Origin of the sequence: Litorerythrobacter xanthomarinus (assembly GCF_046254955.1) — a bacterium.
Classification (GTDB): Bacteria; Pseudomonadota; Alphaproteobacteria; order Sphingomonadales; family Sphingomonadaceae; genus Qipengyuania_C.
The window spans coordinates 187,353-205,811 of record NZ_JBJXRG010000003.1 but is presented as its reverse complement, the minus strand read 5'-3'; the positions used below and the strand labels follow the sequence as shown (position 1 = coordinate 205,811).

Here is an 18,459-nt window from a genome sequence, read left to right as displayed (position 1 = left end):
GTGACGGCTGACGATACGGACGGCTCGAGCGACAGTGCGGTTCTGGACGTCGAGATTGTTGACGATGTTCCGACGGCGAACGCCGATACGGACAGCGTCTCCGAAGGCGGAACGGCTGACGGTAATGTCTTCACTGGCGTTGGTGGCAGCGATGCCAACGCAACAGACGGCGTAGCCGATGTGACAGGCGCAGATGGTGCCACAGTCACCGGTGTTGCCGCTGGTGCGGTAGCTGGACCCGTCTCAGGCAATCTGGGAGGCGTGGGAATCGCGGGCGACCACGGCACGCTTATTCTGAACGCCGATGGCAGCTACACGTACGAATCCGATCCAAATTCGGTAACTGCGCCTGGCGATACCGATGTGTTCACTTACACGATCATGGATGGTGACGGCGATACCAGCACGACCACGCTTACCATCAACATCGACGACGTCACTCTTGTGGCGGACAATGACGACGTAACAGTCAACGAAGCTGCGCTCGATCTAGTACAGGATGACCGTCCGGGTACGATTGACGATGACCTTGCTGCGAGCTTGGTCACTGGCTCGCAGCCAGGCCTCGATACGGAGACCGTATCTGGCCAGCTCAATGTTGCGGGTAACGGCGTCACGTACTCTCTGGTGAACTTCACTGGAAACAATGGCGAGTTCAACCTGAACGCCGATGGCAGCTATACATACACATTGACTGATCCGGTTGACGGTCCAGACAATGATAACAGCACCAACACGTTCAATAATGTTGAAACGGTCACATACCTGGCGACCGATGCCGACGGTAATACTGTGCAGGGCACCATTACGATCGACGTGATCGATGATGTTCCGACGGCGCGCCCAGACACGGACAGCGTTGTTTCTGGCGGCGAAGCTGATGGGAACGTCTTCACCGGCGTTGGTGGCAGTGATGCCAATATGTCTGACGGCGTGGCCGATGAACCGGGCGCAGATGGCGCAACGGTTACTGGCGTTGCCGCAGGTAACGTTGTCGGCCCGGTTGCAGGAAACCTTGGCGGCCTTGGTATCGCGGGAAGCTTTGGTACGCTCACGCTCAATGCTGACGGCAGCTACACTTACGAAGCCGACCCGAACGTCACAGGTGTCGATGTGTTCACCTACACTATCACCGATGGTGATGGCGACACGAGCACCACGACGCTGACGATCAATGTCAATCCATCAGACCTTGCCGCAAGCAATGAAGATGCAATCGTTGACGAGGCTGCTCTTGATCTGGTGCAGGACGATCGCACCGGCACTATCAATGACGACTTGGCGCCAGGCACGGTCACGGGTTCGCTTCCTGGTCTCGATACCGAGACGGTTTCTGGCAACCTGTCGGACAACACGACCGGCGGCGCGGGCGGTAACACTTTCGCGATCGTTGGTTCGAATCTCGGCACCTACGGCCAGATCCAGATCAATTCGGATGGTACGTGGACATACACACTGACCGCTCCGGTGGACGGTCCGACGGCTGATAATGGCGCCAACACGCTAAACAATCAGGAAACCTTCACATATGAGGTAACCGACAGCGACGGCAACACTACCCAGTCGACTATCACCATCGATATCAAAGACGACATCCCGACAGCATCTGCCGATACGGATAGCGTTACCGAAGGTGCATTGCTCGACAGCGGGACCGACAGTGTTCTCGACAATGACGAGGGCGGTGCGGACGGCATCCAGTCGATCGTGGGCGTTCGCGCTGATGGCAACCCTGCTGATACGACCTCGGATGTTTCCGGCGGTGTGGGCAATCCGATTGCGGGTGACTACGGCACTCTGACGCTGAATGCTGATGGTACCTACACCTACCAGTCGACTGCCAATGCGATCACCGGCGATGAGCAGGATGTGTTCGTCTACACCATCGTCGATGAAGACGGCGATCTGTCGACGACCACGCTGACGATCGATGTCGCCAACGTCACACTGGCGCCTGACAACGAGACCGCACAGGTTGAAGAAGCCTCGCTTGACATGGTCGCTGACGACCGCGGAGCGCCAGGCGCCTCAGTCGAGGACGATCTCGCAGCTGGCACGGTCGACGGTTCGAATCCCGGTGGGATTACCGAAACGACATTCGGTCAGCTCAACGTCACGGATGCGACCACCTACACCCTGGTTGGTTCCAACATGGGTTCTTATGGTCAAATCCAGATTAATTCGGACGGCAGCTATACGTACACGCTGACCAGCCCGGTTGATGGCGACCTGACGAATCCGGACCAGAGCGGCAACAACGGCAATAACGTCTATACTGGCGATGCTGTCGAGGTGTTCACCTACGAAGCTCAGGATGCCAACGGCAACACGGTTCAGGGAACGATCACCGTTAGCATCGTCGACGATGTCCCGACGGCCACCAATGATGGTGAAATCGAGACGGTCGACGATAACGCGACAGGTGTCGTAATCGGGACGGTAGCCGAGATCATCGCCAATGATAACTTTGGTGCTGACGGTGCTGGTTCGCCTTCAGTGACCAACATCTCGGCAGGAAGCCTGGGTGGTACGGTAACGATCAATGGCGGCAACCTTGTCTATACCTCGGCAACAGACATTACCGATCCGTATGCTGACCAGGTTGAAACTTTCACCTACACGATCGTGGACGGTGACGGTGACACGACCACGGCAACCTTCCAGGTTCGTTTGACGGACGGTGGCCCGGTAACCGGCACGGCTACGGCTCTGCTGGATGACGATGGTCTCACCGGCGGTAACAACTCGAATGATGACCTTGATGCTGATGTCGGCGACGCGGTTGCCGGCCAGGGTGACGAAACTCTGTGGGTAGGCACGCTTGGCGGTAGCTTCGGTGTTGACAGCTCTGGTGGCAGCTTCAGCTTTGCCAACCTGGACGCGACTTCAGCGGTTGCCGGACTCGATATCGTTACCTTTGATTGGGATGCGGGTACGAATACTTTGACCGCAACCATCACCGCAAGCCCTGAGGCATCGCGTGTTGGAACCGACCTGTTTACGGTTGAGGTCACCGACACTTCGACCGGTGCATATGAGGTGAATCTGCTTCAGAACTTCCTGCATGCTGGCGGTGATAATGGTGAACTTCTCGCTAACATCGCGTCGATGGACCTGAGCTACTTGATTTCGGATGGTGAGGGTGAATCGGTCAACGGCACACTGACGATCAACTTCGGTGATGATGCGCCGCTGGACTTCACTCCAGATAGCGGCTTCATCAACGATGTAACCGATCCGCTCGTGCCGCAGGCGATCACCGAGGCACTCAATCTCTCGATTGGTGCAGACACCCCGGCGCAGATTGCTTTCGCAGCTTCGCTCGACGGCACGGCTGTAATTGATCAGAACACGCTTGAGCCGGTTACAGTGGGCGGCGTTGCGCTGACTTACTACATTGCTCCGAATGGCGATCTGGTGGCGACGACTGGCGCTTCGCATGACACGGGCGTTGAAGGCTTCCGCTTCGAGCTGGATCCGAGTACCAGTGAGTACACGCTCACTATCTTGGAGAACCTGTCGAACGGCACGTCTACCGAGTTCAACGACCTGACCAGTTCGGCTGCGGGCAATGTGAGCTTCCGAACAATTGGCGAAGACGTGGGCGACGGTACCGAAGTCGATGTGCTGCTCTCTGCCAGTGACAACGGAACGCAGGTTACGGTCAACACCGACTCCGACTCGATCGGTGCGGCGAACCAATCGGTTAGCGCAGGCCAGACCGTTCGGATCGACTTCCTGAATGGCATCACCACAGATGGCGGGAATGTTGACACCGGATTGGCTTGGACAGGGCAGGAAGACACATCGAGCTTCCAGCAGTTTATTCCTCAGGTTCAGGGCAATCAGGCCCAGACCACTGGGATCGACGTCTACGCGCTCGACTCAACGTTGGCGAGTGGCCAGGCGCCGGATACAGATCCGACAGACGGCTTTGGTGGCGACTCAGTTCAGATCACTGAGGTGACGGTCAATAAGTTCAACGGTGGAGCTCCAATTGAATTCGATATTGCTGACGGAGTTTCGCAAACCAAAAATGGAATTACCGTTGAATTCAACAGTGGCGGCGGTGAGACCTGGGTCACCATTGGTGGCCTCCAGGAAGGCGACCAGTATGCAATCGGCACGGGCGCAAACACCTTCAACGGTGTTGCTGTCACGGTACTCGACGACGCTGGCCAAGACTGGACGCAGGACGACCTTGACCTTGGCATCTTCTCGATCGGCAGCTTCAACGCTGGCGACGACATTGAGCTGAGCGTAGGCGTCACCGTCACCGATGAAGACGGCGACACCGCGGATGGCACAATCGACGTTACGATTGACCAGGATGGCTCTGGCCCACCAGTAGCTCCGGTTGTGCTCGATCTCGATGGTGGGGGCAATGCGTTCAGCAGCCTCGATGCCGGCATCGCGTATGATTATAGTGGAGATGGAGTTAAAGCCAAAACCGCTTGGGTTGCCGCAGGCAGCGCGATCCTGGCTTATGACATCAATGCCGACGGAATGGTCACCGACGCTTCCGAATTTGTTTTCGGCGGCGAGGATATGACAGACCTTGAGGCACTGGCAGCCAATTACGATACCAATGGCGACGGTACGCTCGACGCGTCCGACTCCACTTATGGTAAATTTGGAGTATGGCTCGATAGTAACCTCGACGGTAACTCTGATGCGGGTGAATTCGTCAGCCTCTCGGATGCCGGAATCACCTCGATCGAACTGACTTCGGATGGCATCGCCTATGATGCAGCTGGCGGCGACGTCACTGTGCACGGCACTGCAAGCTTCACCTGGGCCGATGGCTCGACCGGTGAGGTTTCGGATGCATCTTTCGCAGTTGGCGGAAACGTCGATGCGGCAATGGATGCGCTCCTGACAATGACGGCAGATGGTGCCCAATCGACGCAAGATGCCGGAACGCAGCAGGTCGCACTGGCCGAAGCCATGAGCGATGTGTCGGATAACGAAGCGATTGATGCGATTGTCGATTACTTCGCCGGGACACAAGAAGTAACAATGAAGCTTGCAGATAGTGTGAATGAAGGCCATGATGTGCTTGATATCGGGTTGGTAAATGCCGGCGCGATGTTCCAAGGGTCGCTCATTGTGGACATGGCCGAAGACGCCAGCGCACTCGCTGCAGCAGCATGATGGACAGCAGTTTAGCACGGGGGAATATGGAATGAGCGTTTTGACGAGACCAGCGGTTGCCATGGCAGCGCTCGTCGCGGCCATGCCGGTAACGGCTTGGGCACAAGGCGATGCCGATGCACTGCTCGCGATGGATGTCAGCAGCCTGCGCGGAGAGATCCAGCAGCGCTACGATGCCGCTTTAGGCGTGAGCACTGATGGCGCAGTTATCGCAGCAGATGACAATCGCTATATGTGGGCCAATGAGGCGAAAGTGCAGTGCGGTATCGCACTGGGCTTCCTGAAGTCACGCACCAAGGACGAAGTCAGCATACGCAAATGCGTGCTCGCTTCGCAATTGATGTATGTGACGCCGCCTCCACCGCCTCCACCTCCTCCGCCGCCGGCTCCGGTGGTGTGCGATCGCGAACTCGCGGGCACGGTATTCTTCGATTTCGACAAGGCTGAGGTGCCGGCTTCGGCATCGCAGACACTCGACTTCGTGAATGAGCGGGCAGCCGCATGTAATTGGTCGCAGCTCGATGTTGTCGGACATACCGACCGTTCGGGTAGCGATGCCTACAACGAAGGTCTTTCGCAGGCCCGCGCTAATGCAGTCGCCGACTTCCTTGTTTCGATGGGCATTGATCGCTCGAATATCGCGACATCGTGGAAGGGCGAAAGCGAGCCGCGTGTTCCAACTGTCGACGGTGAGCGTAATCCGCAAAACCGCCGTGTCGAAATTACCGCGAAGTAACGGGGGTCATTATGTTCAAGGGTAAACTGGCTCTGATGGCTGCCCTGCTCGCCGGAACTGCGGGTAGTGCTGTCGCTCAGGAAAACGCAACAACGCTTCAGGAAGCTGTCGAGGTGGCCATGATGGCTAACCCCGAAATCCTGCAGGCACAATTCAACAAGGAAGCGATCGAGTTCGAGCGTCGCCAGGCCGAAGGCCTTTATGCGCCGCGCGTGGATATTGAGGCTTCGGCCGGCATTCGCCGGTTGGAGAACAATACCCGCCGTACGCTGGGTATCGCAGACGATGAACTCTATCCGCTGGAAGCCAACATTCGTGGTGACTGGACGCTGATCGATTTCGGTCGTCGTCGCGGCGAGTTGCTGCGGCAGGCTGCACGCGTCGATGGTGCGTCGCTGCGTGTCGAGGAGCGTTCGGAATTCATCGCATTGCAGATCGCACGTCAGTATTTTGACGTCATGCTCCAGCAGCGCGTTGTTGCTGCGGCGCAGGACAATGTCCTCTTCCACGAGACGCTTTCGAACGATCTCGCTGAAGGTGTGCGTCAGCAGTCGATCTCCGTCGCCGACCAGCAACAGGCTGAAGAGCGACTGCAGTCGGCTCTGGTGCGCCAGACCGAAGCGATCGAAGATCTCGAGAACGCCAAGACGGCACTTCGCCGCCTGACGGGGCTCGATATCGGCAACGTGGTTGCTCCACCCGATTTGAGCGGCAATCTTGCACCAACCGTTGACGCGGCTGTCGGCCTCGCACGCCTCAACAATCCGCTGGTCAATGAAGCACAAGCCGATGTCGATGCGGCTCACGGGCTCGAACGCTCGGCCAAGGGCGATCTCTACCCCACAATTGGCGTAGAAGTTGTCGGCCGTGTTGGCGAAGATATTGACGGATTCCAGGGCGAAACCAACGATATCATGGGACGTGCCTACATTCGCTGGAATGTATTTGATGGCGGGATCAATCGCGCCAAACACCAGGAAATGGTGCGCCGGGCCAGCCAGTCGCGGTATCGCCTGCATGAGGTGCAGCGTCTCGCCGAGGAAGATGTGCGCAGTGCTTATACGGCGATGACAGCACAGACCAACATCACTTCGCAGCTGACTCGCCAGAGCCAGGTGAGTGACGACCTGCTGCTGTCTTATCGCAGCCAGTTCAACGTCGGTCGCCGTTCGCTGCTGGATGTGCTCGATGCGCAGAACACCCGTTTCAATACGCAGGTGCGTCTCGAAACGGCACGCTTCAGCAAACAGTTCGCGGAATACCAGGCACTTGCTGCTACTAACGTCCTGCTTGAATCACTTCAGGTAGCTCCGGGCGAAGGTGCTGGTCAGAACGAGCGTTCTGAGTACAACTATGGCCCGCCGCCGCCTGCTGAGCTTCAGTATCGGGAAAAGACCGACTGACCATGACGGGGAATAGGCAGGTAATTTGTGTTGCAGGAGCAAGTAGAGGCGAAGACTGGATCTGATCCTCTAACCGAGGCGGTTGCCGAATTGGCGTCGCGTTTCGGTGTAGCCTTTGCGCCTACTCAACTTACCACGCTTGCGCGTGGGCCGGACGGCAGCCTGCCGTTTCACCAAGCCGGAGCGGCCATCGAGATGGTGGGGATGAACTTCATTCCCCGCCGCGGTGGCCGTTTGCCGCGCGATCCCAACCTGTTTCCGGCGCTCGTCAACTTGCGCGAAGATGGCGTGGCTATCCTGCAGGAAGTGCGCGACGATGAGATTCTGCTTTGGACTCCACAGAAACGTGATGGCGTTTGGGTTCCTCAAAGCGAAGTGTCCGAGCAGTTCGACGGCGGTTTCTTAAGCGTTTTCGGCGATCCGGATAGCCTGCGCGAAAGCGAGGCGCCTTGGTATGCGAAAGGTCGCCGCCACTGGTTCTGGAGTGAAGTCCACAAGGAACGCGATGCGTTCCGCCCGGTCATTCTGGCTTCGGTAATCATCAATCTGCTGGCGCTTGCGCTGCCGCTTTTCACTATGAATGTTTATGATCGCGTGATGCCCAATCGCGCGGAATCCACATTATGGGTCTTAGCGGTCGGTGTCGTGCTGGCATTCGCGCTCGAATACGGTCTGCGCGTGGCGCGGGGCAATGTGGTCGACCAGATCGGTAAGCGCCTCGATCTCAAGCTTTCCCAAAAGATTTACGGCCGCCTGCTCACGACCCCGTTGTGGGCGCGCAAGGGGCATACTGGTTCGCTCGCCGCGCGTGTCTCTGAATATGCCTCGGTACGCGACTTTTTCGCTTCAACCACCGTCGTGCTGATGGTCGATCTCGCGTTTCTCGTCATCTTCGTCGCCGCGATCGCTTATATCGGCGGATGGCTCGCATTCATCCCGATCGTCGCCATGATCGGTATGGCAGTGGCCGGGTGGAGACTGCAAAAACAGGTGACAGAGGCATCGCAGGATGCACAGACCGACTATGGCCTGCAGCAGACACTCCTCGTTGAGTCGCTCTCAAGCATGGAAACGCTCAAGAGCATGACTAGCGAAGGTGGCATGGTCGGCCGTTGGTATCGCCTCGCCGAAATCGGCGCACACTCACAGGCGCGCCTGCGCAAGATCAGCTCGATGGCCGTCGGGCTCGCCTCGACCTTCCAGCAAGTCTCTAATATTTCACTCATCATCGGCGGCTATTATCTGTTCGCCAATGGCGATATTTCGATGGGTGCGATCATCGCGATCGTGATGCTTTCATCGCGCTCGCTAGCACCGGCAGGCCAGATCGCTTATCTGCTAACACGCGCACGTCAGGCCAAGGAAACGCTGACCAGTATAGATCAGCTGTTCGAAGGCGAGGATGAGCGCAAGCAAGGTAGCCTTTCGATTCCCGCCAAAGTCCGTTCTGCCACGATCCGAATGGAGAAAGTTGGCTTTGCCTATCCCGAGGCGACGCACGAGGCGCTCTCGGATCTCGATCTCACTATTGAACCAGGTGAACGCATTGCTGTTGTCGGCAGGGTGGCTTCCGGCAAATCCACGCTCGGACGTGTCTTGTGCGGTCTTTATCAGCCGACGTCGGGATCGATGTTGATCGACGGAATCGATAGTCGACAGTTCCGCCCACAGGACATCCGCAATGCATATCGTTTCGTCGGGCAGGACGCGAATGTCTTCACCGGGTCGATTAAAGACAACCTGACCCTTGGCCGGCCCGAGGCGACTGACGAAGCCATGATCGAAGCGCTGCGGATTACTGGCGCGGATCAGTTCCTCTCGCGCGACTCTGGAGGATTCGACCGCGCGGTTGGCGAACATGGCAACAAGCTATCAGGCGGGCAACGCAGCTTCCTTGCGCTGGCTCGCGCCTTCGTAAGCCCCTCCGAACTGCTTTTCCTTGATGAGCCGACCGGGGCGATGGACAGCCAGACCGAGAAGCTCTTCGTAGAGCGTCTTGGCGGTGCCTTGCAGACAAACCAGACGCTAGTCATCTCGACCCACCGTCCGGCGCTGTTCTCGCTGTGCAACCGCATCATCGTTCTCGACAAGGGGCGGGTGGTCGCTGACGGTCCCAAGGAGCAGATTACCGCTGCTGCAGGGGGAATGTCGTGAGAAAGCTGCGCGATATCCTCGCTTCGCTACACGAAAGTGCCGACGGCGGAGGTCGCCGGCCACTTATGCCGAGCGCGGTGGTTGGAATTTTAGCTGCGAGTGCAGCCGGCGGAATCTGGCTGGTCGACAACCGCGCCGAGGCCGCAGCGGAAGTCGAACGCGCCGCCAAGCAACAGGCGGAGATGGTCGCGCTCAACACTGTAAACGAGGGCGAGGGTGCCCTGCTGGTTTTGCAAGGCGAAAGCGCGCAGGCACGCAATTCCCGTATCCCGATGGCCGCCGGATCGCTCGAACGGATCTCCGCAGTCAGCGGTTTGCCACAATCGGGGCAGGAGTATGATACCGCGCTCAAATGCATGACGCAGGCGGTTTACTACGAGGCTGCGAATGAGCCCACCCAAGGCAAACGGGCAGTAGCCCAGGTAATTCTCAACCGCATGCGCCATTCGGCCTATCCGAATTCGGTTTGCGGGGTCGTCTACGAAGGATCGAACCAACGCGTTTGCCAATTCAGCTTCACCTGCGATGGCTCGCTACTGCGCCGTCCGATGGCCACCAAGTGGCAGAAATCGCGGGAAGTCGCTCTCGCTGCGCTCGCTGGCCGAACCGAGCAGAGTGTGGGCACCGCAACGCATTATCATGCCGATTACGTATTGCCACGCTGGGCTTTCAAGCTTGGCAAGCTTGAGAAAATCGGCCTGCACATTTTCTATCGCTTCAAGGGCAACTGGGGTTCCTCTGAGGCATTCAACCGGCGTTGGTCCGGCCGCGAAACAATCCCGGCGCTCGATTTCGAACGTCTACGCCGCCGTCTCGCGGCGAATGTCGAGATGCTTCCGCCCGAGCCGGAATTCGTTCCCGGCCTAACCGTAGTTCGCGATGTGACGGATCGGCACGCCGATCATGATGTGGGCGGCAGGATCGACACGACCAAGGCTTGGCGCCCCTCGATACCCGATCCGGTAACGGCCAGTTCATCCTATCGCGCCACACTCGGCAACCACGGAGCAGATGCATCGCTCGAGAGTGGTGAAATGGCGGAGCAGCAGTCATGACAATGCGCGAAAGGTTCAGTTCCTGGCGCGAAACATTCGCGTCATGGGATGCCAGCAGGCGTCTTATCGCAGTGAGTGCGATCGGCATTGTATTGCTGGTGATCTGGGCATCGCTTGCCCCGGTGAATGAAGTCACGCGCGGTATGGGCAAGGTGATTCCGTCCAGTAAGGCGCAGCTTGTTCAACCGTCTGAGCCTGCCGTTGTGGCAGAGATCCTCGTGCGGGCAGGGCAAACCGTGAAGCAGGGCCAGCTGCTCGTCAGGCTTGATGATGCGCAGTCTGCCTCTGAGCTCGGCCAGCTACGCACCGAAACGGAGCGCCTGCGCGCCCGCTCGCAACGTCTTGCGAGCGAGGCTGATGGCGGCCAGCTTGGCTGCGAGCCAGGCACTCTGTGCTCGGAAGAACGACGCCTGACTGAAGTCAGAGTTGCGACCGCACGTAGCCGCGAATCTTCTTTGGCCGCTGCTGTCGAGCAGCGCCGCCGCGACCTGACCGAGGGGCAGGCAACTGTCAGCTCGTTGCAGTCGAGTGTTAGTCTGGCCCGTGAGCAAGTGAACATGCTGACGCCGCTGGCGCAGCAAGGCATCGTTCCGCAAACAGAATTGCTCAGTGCGCAGCGCGAACTCGTCGATCTGGAAGGGCGCCTTTCCGCTGCTCGCCAAGGAGTTGCCAGGGCAAGGGCGGCAATCAATCAGGCGCAGGCCGATTTATCATCTGCACGTCTCGAATTCCGCCAGCAGGCCTTGGCCGAGCAAAGCGATGTGAACACGCAAATAGCAGTGAACCAGGAAACCATTCGCGGAGCCGAGGCGCGTCAGCAGCGCAACGAACTGCGCGCGCCGTCTGACGGTATTGTCAACGACGTCCAGATCACCACCATTGGCGGGTTCGTGAATGCGGGTGAGTCGATCATGCAAGTCGTCCCCGTGGGCGACAGACTGCTCGTAGAGGCACGCGTAAGCCCTTCGGACATCGCCTTTATCAAGGTCGGTGATCCGGCAAACGTTAAAGTGACCGCTTACGACTTCTCGGTATTTGGAGGCCTCAAGGGCATAGTGCAGAATGTCAGCGCCGACTCGATCTATGACGAGGTCGAACGCGAAGCCTATTACCTCGTGATCATCGAGACCGATAAAGCGTTTATCGAGCGTGATGGGCAGCGCCTGCCGATTGTACCCGGAATGGTCTGCGATGTAGAGATCATCACCGGATCGAAATCTGTGCTGCAGTACCTGTTCAAGCCTGTTGCCAAGGCATTCGACGAGGCGCTTACCGAACGTTGATTGATTTCATCGCCGCCGAAAACCGTGCGGCGCAAGCCAATCAGACATCTACGGCATATCCATGCAGCCAGGACTTGTGGTCCGAATAGCTGAAGATTGGGCGATATTCATTGCTCTTCGAGCCATCGAGGATACGATCCGTCACATTGTCGAGCATCAGGTACCCGCCGTTGTAACGGACGAGCAGTACAGCGTGGTCCGACCCGTGGATCATATCCTTGACGATCGAAAGCGTCAGATCTTCCGACCTGAATCCATTGGCGATCAGCAATTGCATCTTGGTAATCGCGATATCTTCGCAGTCACCCTTGCCGGTGACGATCGTTGTATTCGCTCCGGCCCAGAAATCAGCCCGACCCCACTGTACCCGATCTTCGACGTAGCGGATGCGCTGGTTGGTAACCCGGTTGACGCGGTGGATCAGTTCGAGACGATCGGACGGACGGGAACCGAGGAAACGCGCAGCACGTGACTTGCTCAGCTGCGAATTGCGAACCCTGTTCCAGGCGCTGTCGAACATGGTCGTCCGGATCGAAATACGATTGCTTGCAAGGATGTCGTTCCCTCGAGCAGCCGCGGGCTTGCGGATGGATGCGAAGCTGCTGACACCGGTCGAACTGTAAGTGCTGCAGCTCTGGGTTTGAGAGATCGCGCCAGCTGCTGGCTGTACCTTGCGGTTTGGCACGTAGCTCGCGATCGTGGTCGAAGCGCCGCCGCTAGATTGCGCCATGCGCATACGCTCGAGTGCACTTGCACCGCCGAGGATAGCGGCGCTCTTGCTGAGCTGAGGATTTCCCATGACTTGCTGGCGCAAAGTCGGACGATTCGCCTGGAAGCATTCGACCTGGCTCACGAAAGCAGCCGCGGTCGGCAGCATCAGCCCATGCGTATGGGCTTGGGCGTTTGCAGGCGCAGCGAGGCCCAAGGCGATTGCCGAGGCGCCAGCGACGGCCGCAAGACGGGCGGACACGGAGAGATGCTTTTCCATGTCGCCCGTTTTGAACGGGACACCTCAAGGTCTGGTTTTGGAAAAAGGTAAACCAAACCCTGATTTCTATTCACCAATGTGAACGGAGCGGGCGTTTGTACTGCGCCCCTCACTCCGTGTTTCCCCCTAGTCGACGAAGCCGTCTACGCGCTCGATGATGATCGCTGGAGCCATTCCCCCTGCGGCGCACATGGTTACCAGACCGTAGCGCTTGTCCTGACGTTCGAGCTCATCAACCATGGTACCGATCAGTATCGAACCGGTTGCGCCAATCGGATGACCAAGTGCAATCGAGCCACCATTGACATTGACCTTGTCCCAATCGAGATCGAGATCCTTGACGAATTTCGCTGCCACGACCGCGAACGCCTCGTTGATTTCATAGAGGTCAATATCGTCTGTCGTCATGCCAGCACGTTCCAGCACACGTTTTGCAGCAGGGACGGGGGCGTTGAGCATCAGCGTGGGATCATCGCCCATATTGGCAGTCTGCACGATCCGGGCGCGCGGCTTGAGGCCATTCTTCTCTGCATACTCCTTGCTAACGACCAGCACAGCGGCTGCACCGTCAACAACGCCCGAGCTGTTGCCTGCATGGTGAAAGTTCTGGATTTCGACATCCGGGTACTTCTGGTTGACCAGCTTGCGGAATGTCGTGCCGGTCTCATCAAGCGGCATATCGGCGATCTTGGTGAACGCCGGCTCGAGTTCGGCAAGGCCTTCGCGAGTCGTTTGCGGGCGTGGGTATTCGTCGTGATCGAGCACGACATTGCCTTCATCATCGGTCACCGGGACGACTGATTTTGCGAACCGCCCTTCAGCGATCGCGGCCGCAGCGCGCTGCTGACTGCGGTAGCCAACCTCGTCCAGTTCTTCGCGGGTGAAGCCTTCGATCGTCGCGATCGCGTCGCCACAGATGCCCTGGTGCGATTGCGGATGCACCTTCTGCAGGCGATCGTTGTAACTGCCCATCATCGGGGGCTTGATACCGGCGGCCATCTTGTCGCGGCTCATCTGCGCCGTGAGGCTCATCATTTCGGTACCACCAGCGACAACGCAATCTTCCATACCGCTCATCACCTGCGCAGCCGCGAGCGCAACCGAAGTGATACCGCCGCCGCAGAACCGGTCGAGCGTGGTGCCCGAGCTGGTAATGTCATAGCCTGCATCAAGCGCAGCCATGCGGCCCATATCGCCCGCCTGCATGCCGTCCTGTGTCGAGACCGACCAAATCACATCGTCGACAGTCGAGGTATCGAGGTTGTTACGATCCTTGATCGCCTTGAGCACTGTGGCAGCGAGATGCTGCGGATGCATGTGCGCGAGTGAGCCCTTGCCCTGCTTTCCGATTCCGCGCGGTGTGCGGACGGCGTCGACGATATAAGCTTCGGGCATAGGTAATCCTTCCATTATCGAAAATGCGGTTGACGTGTCCGTAAACCTTGGCCAGCAAAGGCACAAGATTTCAGTTTCTATCGAAAATGGGAGTTACGCATGAGCGACGAGCTGCTGACGCGCGAAGAAGACGGTATCCTGATCATCACGATCAATCGGCCAGAAGCGAAGAATGCCATGAACAAGGCGGCCGCTGAAGGTATCGCGGCTGCGCTCGACAAGCTCGATTCGGATGACGATTTGCGCGTTGCGATCCTAACCGGGGCCGAGGGGACCTTCTGCTCCGGGATGGATCTCAAGGGTTTCCTGCGCGGCGAATCGCCGTCGATCCCAGGCCGCGGCTTTGGTGGGATTACTGAAAAAGGCCCGGCGAAACCGCTCATCGCGGCAGTGGAAGGATACGCCCTTGCCGGCGGCCTCGAGCTGATGATCGCCTGCGATCTCGTGGTGGCAAACAGCGGCGCGAAATTCGGCATTCCCGAAGCCAAGCGCGGCCTTGCAGCCGGTGCCGGCGGACTGATGCGCTTGCCTGACCAGATCCCGCACAAGGTCGCAATGGAACTCGCACTGACCGGAAATTTCATCGATGCGGCAAGGGCTTACGAGCTTGGCCTCGTCAACCGTGTGACCGATGGGAGCGCGATGGAAGCTGCACTCGAGCTCGCCGCTGCAATCAATGCCAATGGCCCGCTTGCGGTGCGAGTCTCCAAGCAGATCATTGAGGATTCGCGCGGCTGGAGCCATGACGAGCGCTGGAAAAAGCAGTCCGAGTTGCTTCCGCAAGTTTTCATGAGCGAAGATGCACGCGAAGGATCACTCGCCTTTGCCGAGAAGCGCGCACCCAACTGGAAGGGCAAATAAGCCCCGATAGACTTACCCCAGATAACCTTAGACCTCCCGCATAGGAACGCAGACATGCCCGTAATCGATGTACCCCAGCCCGAATTTATGGAAGACGAGGAAATCTCGATTTTTGCCGATGCTGTAGGAAAATTCTATCAGCAACACGCCCCGGAAAAGCGGATCCTGCAGTGGCGCGAGAACGGCCAGGTCGAACGCGAATTCTGGAACGAGGCTGGCGCGGCGGGGCTACTCGGTGTTTCGGTGCCGACCGAATATGGCGGTCATGGCGGCGATTTCCGACACGACATGGTGGTGATCGACCAGCAGGGCAAGCACGGCGTCGAAGGCTTTGCCGCTTCGCTTCACAACACGATCATACTTCCCTACCTCGTGCGCCACGGCACCGAGGAGCAGAAGAAGAAGTATCTTCCCAAGCTGGTGACTGGCGAACTGGTCAGTGCGATCGCGATGACCGAGCCGGGAGTCGGTTCGGACTTGCAGAGCATCACCACCACTGCGCTCAAGGATGGAAACGGCTACCGCATCAATGGTGCCAAGACATACATTTCCAACGGGCAGACCGCCGACTTCATCATTGTAGTCGCAAAGACCGATCCCAACGAACGCGCCAAGGGCATTTCGCTCATGCTGCTCGAAACAGAAGGCGCCGATGGATTCCAGCGCGGCAAGAAGCTCGACAAGATCGGGCTCGACGCTTCGGACACTTCAGAGCTGTTCTTCGACGATGTCTTCGTCCCGGCGGAAAACGTGCTTGGCGGCGTGGAAGGCAAGGGCTTCTACCAGCTGATGGGCGAGCTTCCGCAGGAGCGTCTCATCATCGCGATGGGCGCGGCCACCGGGATCGAAAAAGCGCTCGAGACCACGATGGAATTCGTCAAGGATCGCAAGGCTTTCGGGCAAACGATCTGGGATTTCCAGAATACGCAATTCGTTATGGCGGATCTCAAGGCTCGCGCCACAGCAGCGCGTATATTCGTCAATGATTGCATAGCGCGTCACTTGAAGGGCGAGCTCGACGTCGCCACCGCATGCATGGCCAAGTACTGGGTTACCGAGCTGCAGGGCGAGGTCGTCGACAAATGCCTCCAGTTCCACGGCGGTGCCGGCTTCATCAACGATTACCCGATCGCACGGATGTACCGCGACAGCCGCATCACCCGTATTTTCGGCGGATCGAACGAAGTCATGAAGATGGTGATCGCGCGTTCGATGTAGGTTGCGATCTAGTTTGACGGTGATGTCGTTCTGGGGGAGTTTTCCCCTGCCGGAAGTCGGCGGGCCATTGCACTAGACGATTGGCGGCCTAGGCTCGCTCCAGAGGGATCGAGTCAGGCGCCATGGCAACAATGCAGGCACCATCATTGCGGGTCGCAAGCCGCAGCCAGACCTATGTTGTGGCGGCGTTCGTCGCGCTCGCCATGCTACTGGGCGGCGGCGGCTCGCCCAATCCCTCTGCCGAAGTGGCCCTGCAACTCGCGGCAGCGATAGCTGTCGCTGCCTATTGGTGGTTCGGCAGGGAGCAGGACAAAGCCCCGCTACCGCTCGCAGTGATCGGTGTCTCGGCGCTCGTTCTCGCGGTCCCGATCGCGCAGCTTATTCCACTCCCGCCGCAGATCTGGCATGACTTGCCCGGTCGCTCACGCGAAATTGCCGCGCTTGCGCTTGTCGATGCGCAGGACAGCTGGATGCCGCTGTCGATTGCCCCGCACAAAACACTGGCGAGCCTGCTGGCGATGATCCCGCCGCTGGCGCTGGCATGGATGGTTGCGACGCGGACAACAAGGGAGCGCGGTGCGATCCTGGGCTCAGTTGCGCTCATGGCGCTCGCGGGCGCAATCCTCGGAACGTTGCAGATGGCTGGCCCTGGCGACGGGTTCAAACTCTATGCCGACGCTCACCCCGGATGGCTGACGGGATTTCACGCCAATCGCAACGCTGCGGCCGACATATTGCTGATTGGCGCAGTGGCGGCCGCAGGCTGTTATGCGATCAGCGCAGACCGCGCGCGTTGGGATCACCGTATTACGCTTGGGTCCACCGTGCTCGTCCTGGGAGCCGCACTTCTATTCACCGGATCGCGGGCGGGCATAGCGCTCGTGCCGATCGCCGCATTTGGTATGCTTGTCATGTTCGCCGGTTCGATGGCCGAACATCGCTTCGGGCCATGGGCCCTTGCGATAGCGGCGATTTCCGCACTGGTCATTCTGACCGCCGGATTGGCGCTTTTCGATTCGCGCCTCGCTTATGTCGCGACTCGCTTTGGGATGACCGACGACTTCCGGCTGGAGCTATGGCAAGACAGCTTCGCGGCGCTTTCCGCAAGCTGGCCGTGGGGCACAGGGATGGGCACTTTCGTCGAAGCGTTCTTGCCTTACGAGCGGCTCGACGTTGTCGACTTGACGATGCCCAACCGCGCGCACAATGAATATCTCGAGTTCGCTATCGAGGCAGGAATACCGGGTTTGCTGGTACTGGTCGCGATTGCGGGGATTCTCGTTCACCTCGCGATCCGTGCCTGGCATTCCCAACCGCAGCTGAGGGCAGCACCAATCTTTGGATTAACAAGTTTTATCCTCATCGCACTTCATGCCCTCGTTGATTACCCGCTCCGAAACATGGCAGAAGCGTGTCTAGCAGGCGTCGCCCTCGGGATGCTTGTAAGGCCTCGCGATGATAACGCTTCGGGGGCGCCGGGGTCTGGAATCAAGTCGTTGGAAGACAATAAATAATGGGTCGTCGCATAGGTATTTCGGGAGCTATCGGGGCAATCTGCGTCCTGCTCCTTGCTGCATGTCAGGCACCGCTCAATCCGATAGTGCCGGTCGGCCAGGCGGGTTATGATGCGATTGACGGTGCCCAGCCGGATATTGCTGAGCGCTATGCCTTGCAGGCGGGCGATGTCCTTTCGATCAGCGTGTTCGACGAGCCAGAACTGTCGCAGGACGAAGTGGCAATCGATGCAGCGGGTAATCTCAGCCTCCCTCTTATCGGCGATGTTCGGGCTTCCGGTTCCAGTGCGACGCAGCTCGCCCGCTCGATCGAGCAGGCTTACGGGGCAAACTACCTGCGCAACCCTCGGGTCGCTGTGTCGATCAAGAAGGCGCGCGATATGACGGTCGCTGTCGAAGGGCAGGTCAATCTTCCCGGCATCTATCCCTGGCGCGAAGGTGACACGCTGCTCACTGCATTGGCGCAGGCTCGCAGCCCTACGGACGTTGCCAAACTCGATCAGATACTCGTCTTCCGCATGGTCGATGGCCAGCGCTACGGGGGTCAGTTCGATCTGCAAGCCATTCGCGGCGGCCGCATGCCCGATTTGGCATTATTGCCGGGCGATGTGGTCGTAGTCGGCTATTCCGGGCTTCGCGGCGCTTACAAGGATGTGCTCCAGACTGCACCTCTTGTTGCCGTGTTGAGGCCGGTATGA

General features: G+C 58.6%; 12 protein-coding genes. 10 read left to right on the top strand and 2 right to left on the bottom strand.

The features are described from left to right. From ACEWMW_RS14470 to ACEWMW_RS14445, 6 genes are all read left to right on the top strand, one after another. Positions 1-5,154: beta strand repeat-containing protein (locus tag ACEWMW_RS14470; protein ID WP_409414659.1), on the top strand; the 5,154-nt coding region annotated here is incomplete at its 5' end. A gap of 31 nt (positions 5,155-5,185) precedes the next feature. Next, complete coding sequence (locus tag ACEWMW_RS14465; protein WP_409414658.1) at positions 5,186-5,890, top strand: OmpA family protein; 705 nt, start codon at positions 5,186-5,188, stop codon at positions 5,888-5,890. An 11-nt stretch (positions 5,891-5,901) separates the two neighbouring features. Beyond that, complete coding sequence (locus ACEWMW_RS14460) at positions 5,902-7,293, top strand: TolC family protein (RefSeq protein ID WP_409414657.1); 1,392 nt, start codon at positions 5,902-5,904, stop codon at positions 7,291-7,293. A 30-nt stretch (positions 7,294-7,323) separates the two neighbouring features. After that, entirely contained in the window at positions 7,324-9,447 is a 2,124-nt protein-coding gene (locus ACEWMW_RS14455; protein ID WP_409414656.1) for a type I secretion system permease/ATPase, read from the top strand. Then, positions 9,444-10,502 (top strand): cell wall hydrolase, encoded by a 1,059-nt coding sequence (locus ACEWMW_RS14450; RefSeq protein ID WP_409414655.1) that lies wholly within the window; start codon positions 9,444-9,446, stop codon positions 10,500-10,502. The genes ACEWMW_RS14455 and ACEWMW_RS14450 overlap by 4 nt, the downstream gene beginning before the upstream one ends. Continuing rightward, on the top strand, positions 10,499-11,785 hold the full coding sequence (locus ACEWMW_RS14445; RefSeq protein WP_409414654.1) for an HlyD family type I secretion periplasmic adaptor subunit: 1,287 nt from the start codon (positions 10,499-10,501) through the stop codon (positions 11,783-11,785). Before ACEWMW_RS14450 ends, ACEWMW_RS14445 begins: the two co-directional genes overlap by 4 nt. A 40-nt stretch (positions 11,786-11,825) precedes the next feature. On the opposite strand, the gene ACEWMW_RS14440 is transcribed toward ACEWMW_RS14445, so the two are convergent. Both ACEWMW_RS14440 and ACEWMW_RS14435 read right to left on the bottom strand, forming a co-directional pair. Continuing rightward, positions 11,826-12,773 (bottom strand): transglutaminase-like cysteine peptidase, encoded by a 948-nt coding sequence (locus tag ACEWMW_RS14440; protein ID WP_409414653.1) that lies wholly within the window; start codon positions 12,771-12,773, stop codon positions 11,826-11,828. 126 nt (positions 12,774-12,899) lie between these two features. Then, on the bottom strand, positions 12,900-14,168 hold the full coding sequence (locus tag ACEWMW_RS14435) for an acetyl-CoA C-acetyltransferase (protein WP_409414669.1): 1,269 nt from the start codon (positions 14,166-14,168) through the stop codon (positions 12,900-12,902). A 99-nt stretch (positions 14,169-14,267) separates the two neighbouring features. On the opposite strand from ACEWMW_RS14435, the gene ACEWMW_RS14430 reads away from it, so the two are divergent. The 4 genes from ACEWMW_RS14430 to ACEWMW_RS14415 all read left to right on the top strand — a co-directional run bounded on the left by ACEWMW_RS14430 (position 14,268) and on the right by ACEWMW_RS14415 (position 18,459). Further along, positions 14,268-15,029, top strand: coding sequence for a crotonase/enoyl-CoA hydratase family protein (locus ACEWMW_RS14430; protein ID WP_409414652.1), 762 nt, complete (start codon positions 14,268-14,270; stop codon positions 15,027-15,029). A 54-nt stretch (positions 15,030-15,083) separates the two neighbouring features. Beyond that, positions 15,084-16,247 carry an acyl-CoA dehydrogenase family protein gene (locus ACEWMW_RS14425; RefSeq protein ID WP_409414651.1) on the top strand — a complete coding sequence of 388 codons (1,164 nt, stop codon included), beginning with the start codon at positions 15,084-15,086 and terminating at the stop codon, positions 16,245-16,247. A 122-nt stretch (positions 16,248-16,369) separates the two neighbouring features. Then, positions 16,370-17,761 (top strand): O-antigen ligase family protein, encoded by a 1,392-nt coding sequence (locus ACEWMW_RS14420; protein ID WP_409414650.1) that lies wholly within the window; start codon positions 16,370-16,372, stop codon positions 17,759-17,761. Beyond that, positions 17,761-18,459, top strand: a complete 699-nt coding sequence (locus ACEWMW_RS14415) for a polysaccharide biosynthesis/export family protein (RefSeq protein ID WP_409414649.1) — start codon at positions 17,761-17,763, stop codon at positions 18,457-18,459. Before ACEWMW_RS14420 ends, ACEWMW_RS14415 begins: the two co-directional genes overlap by 1 nt.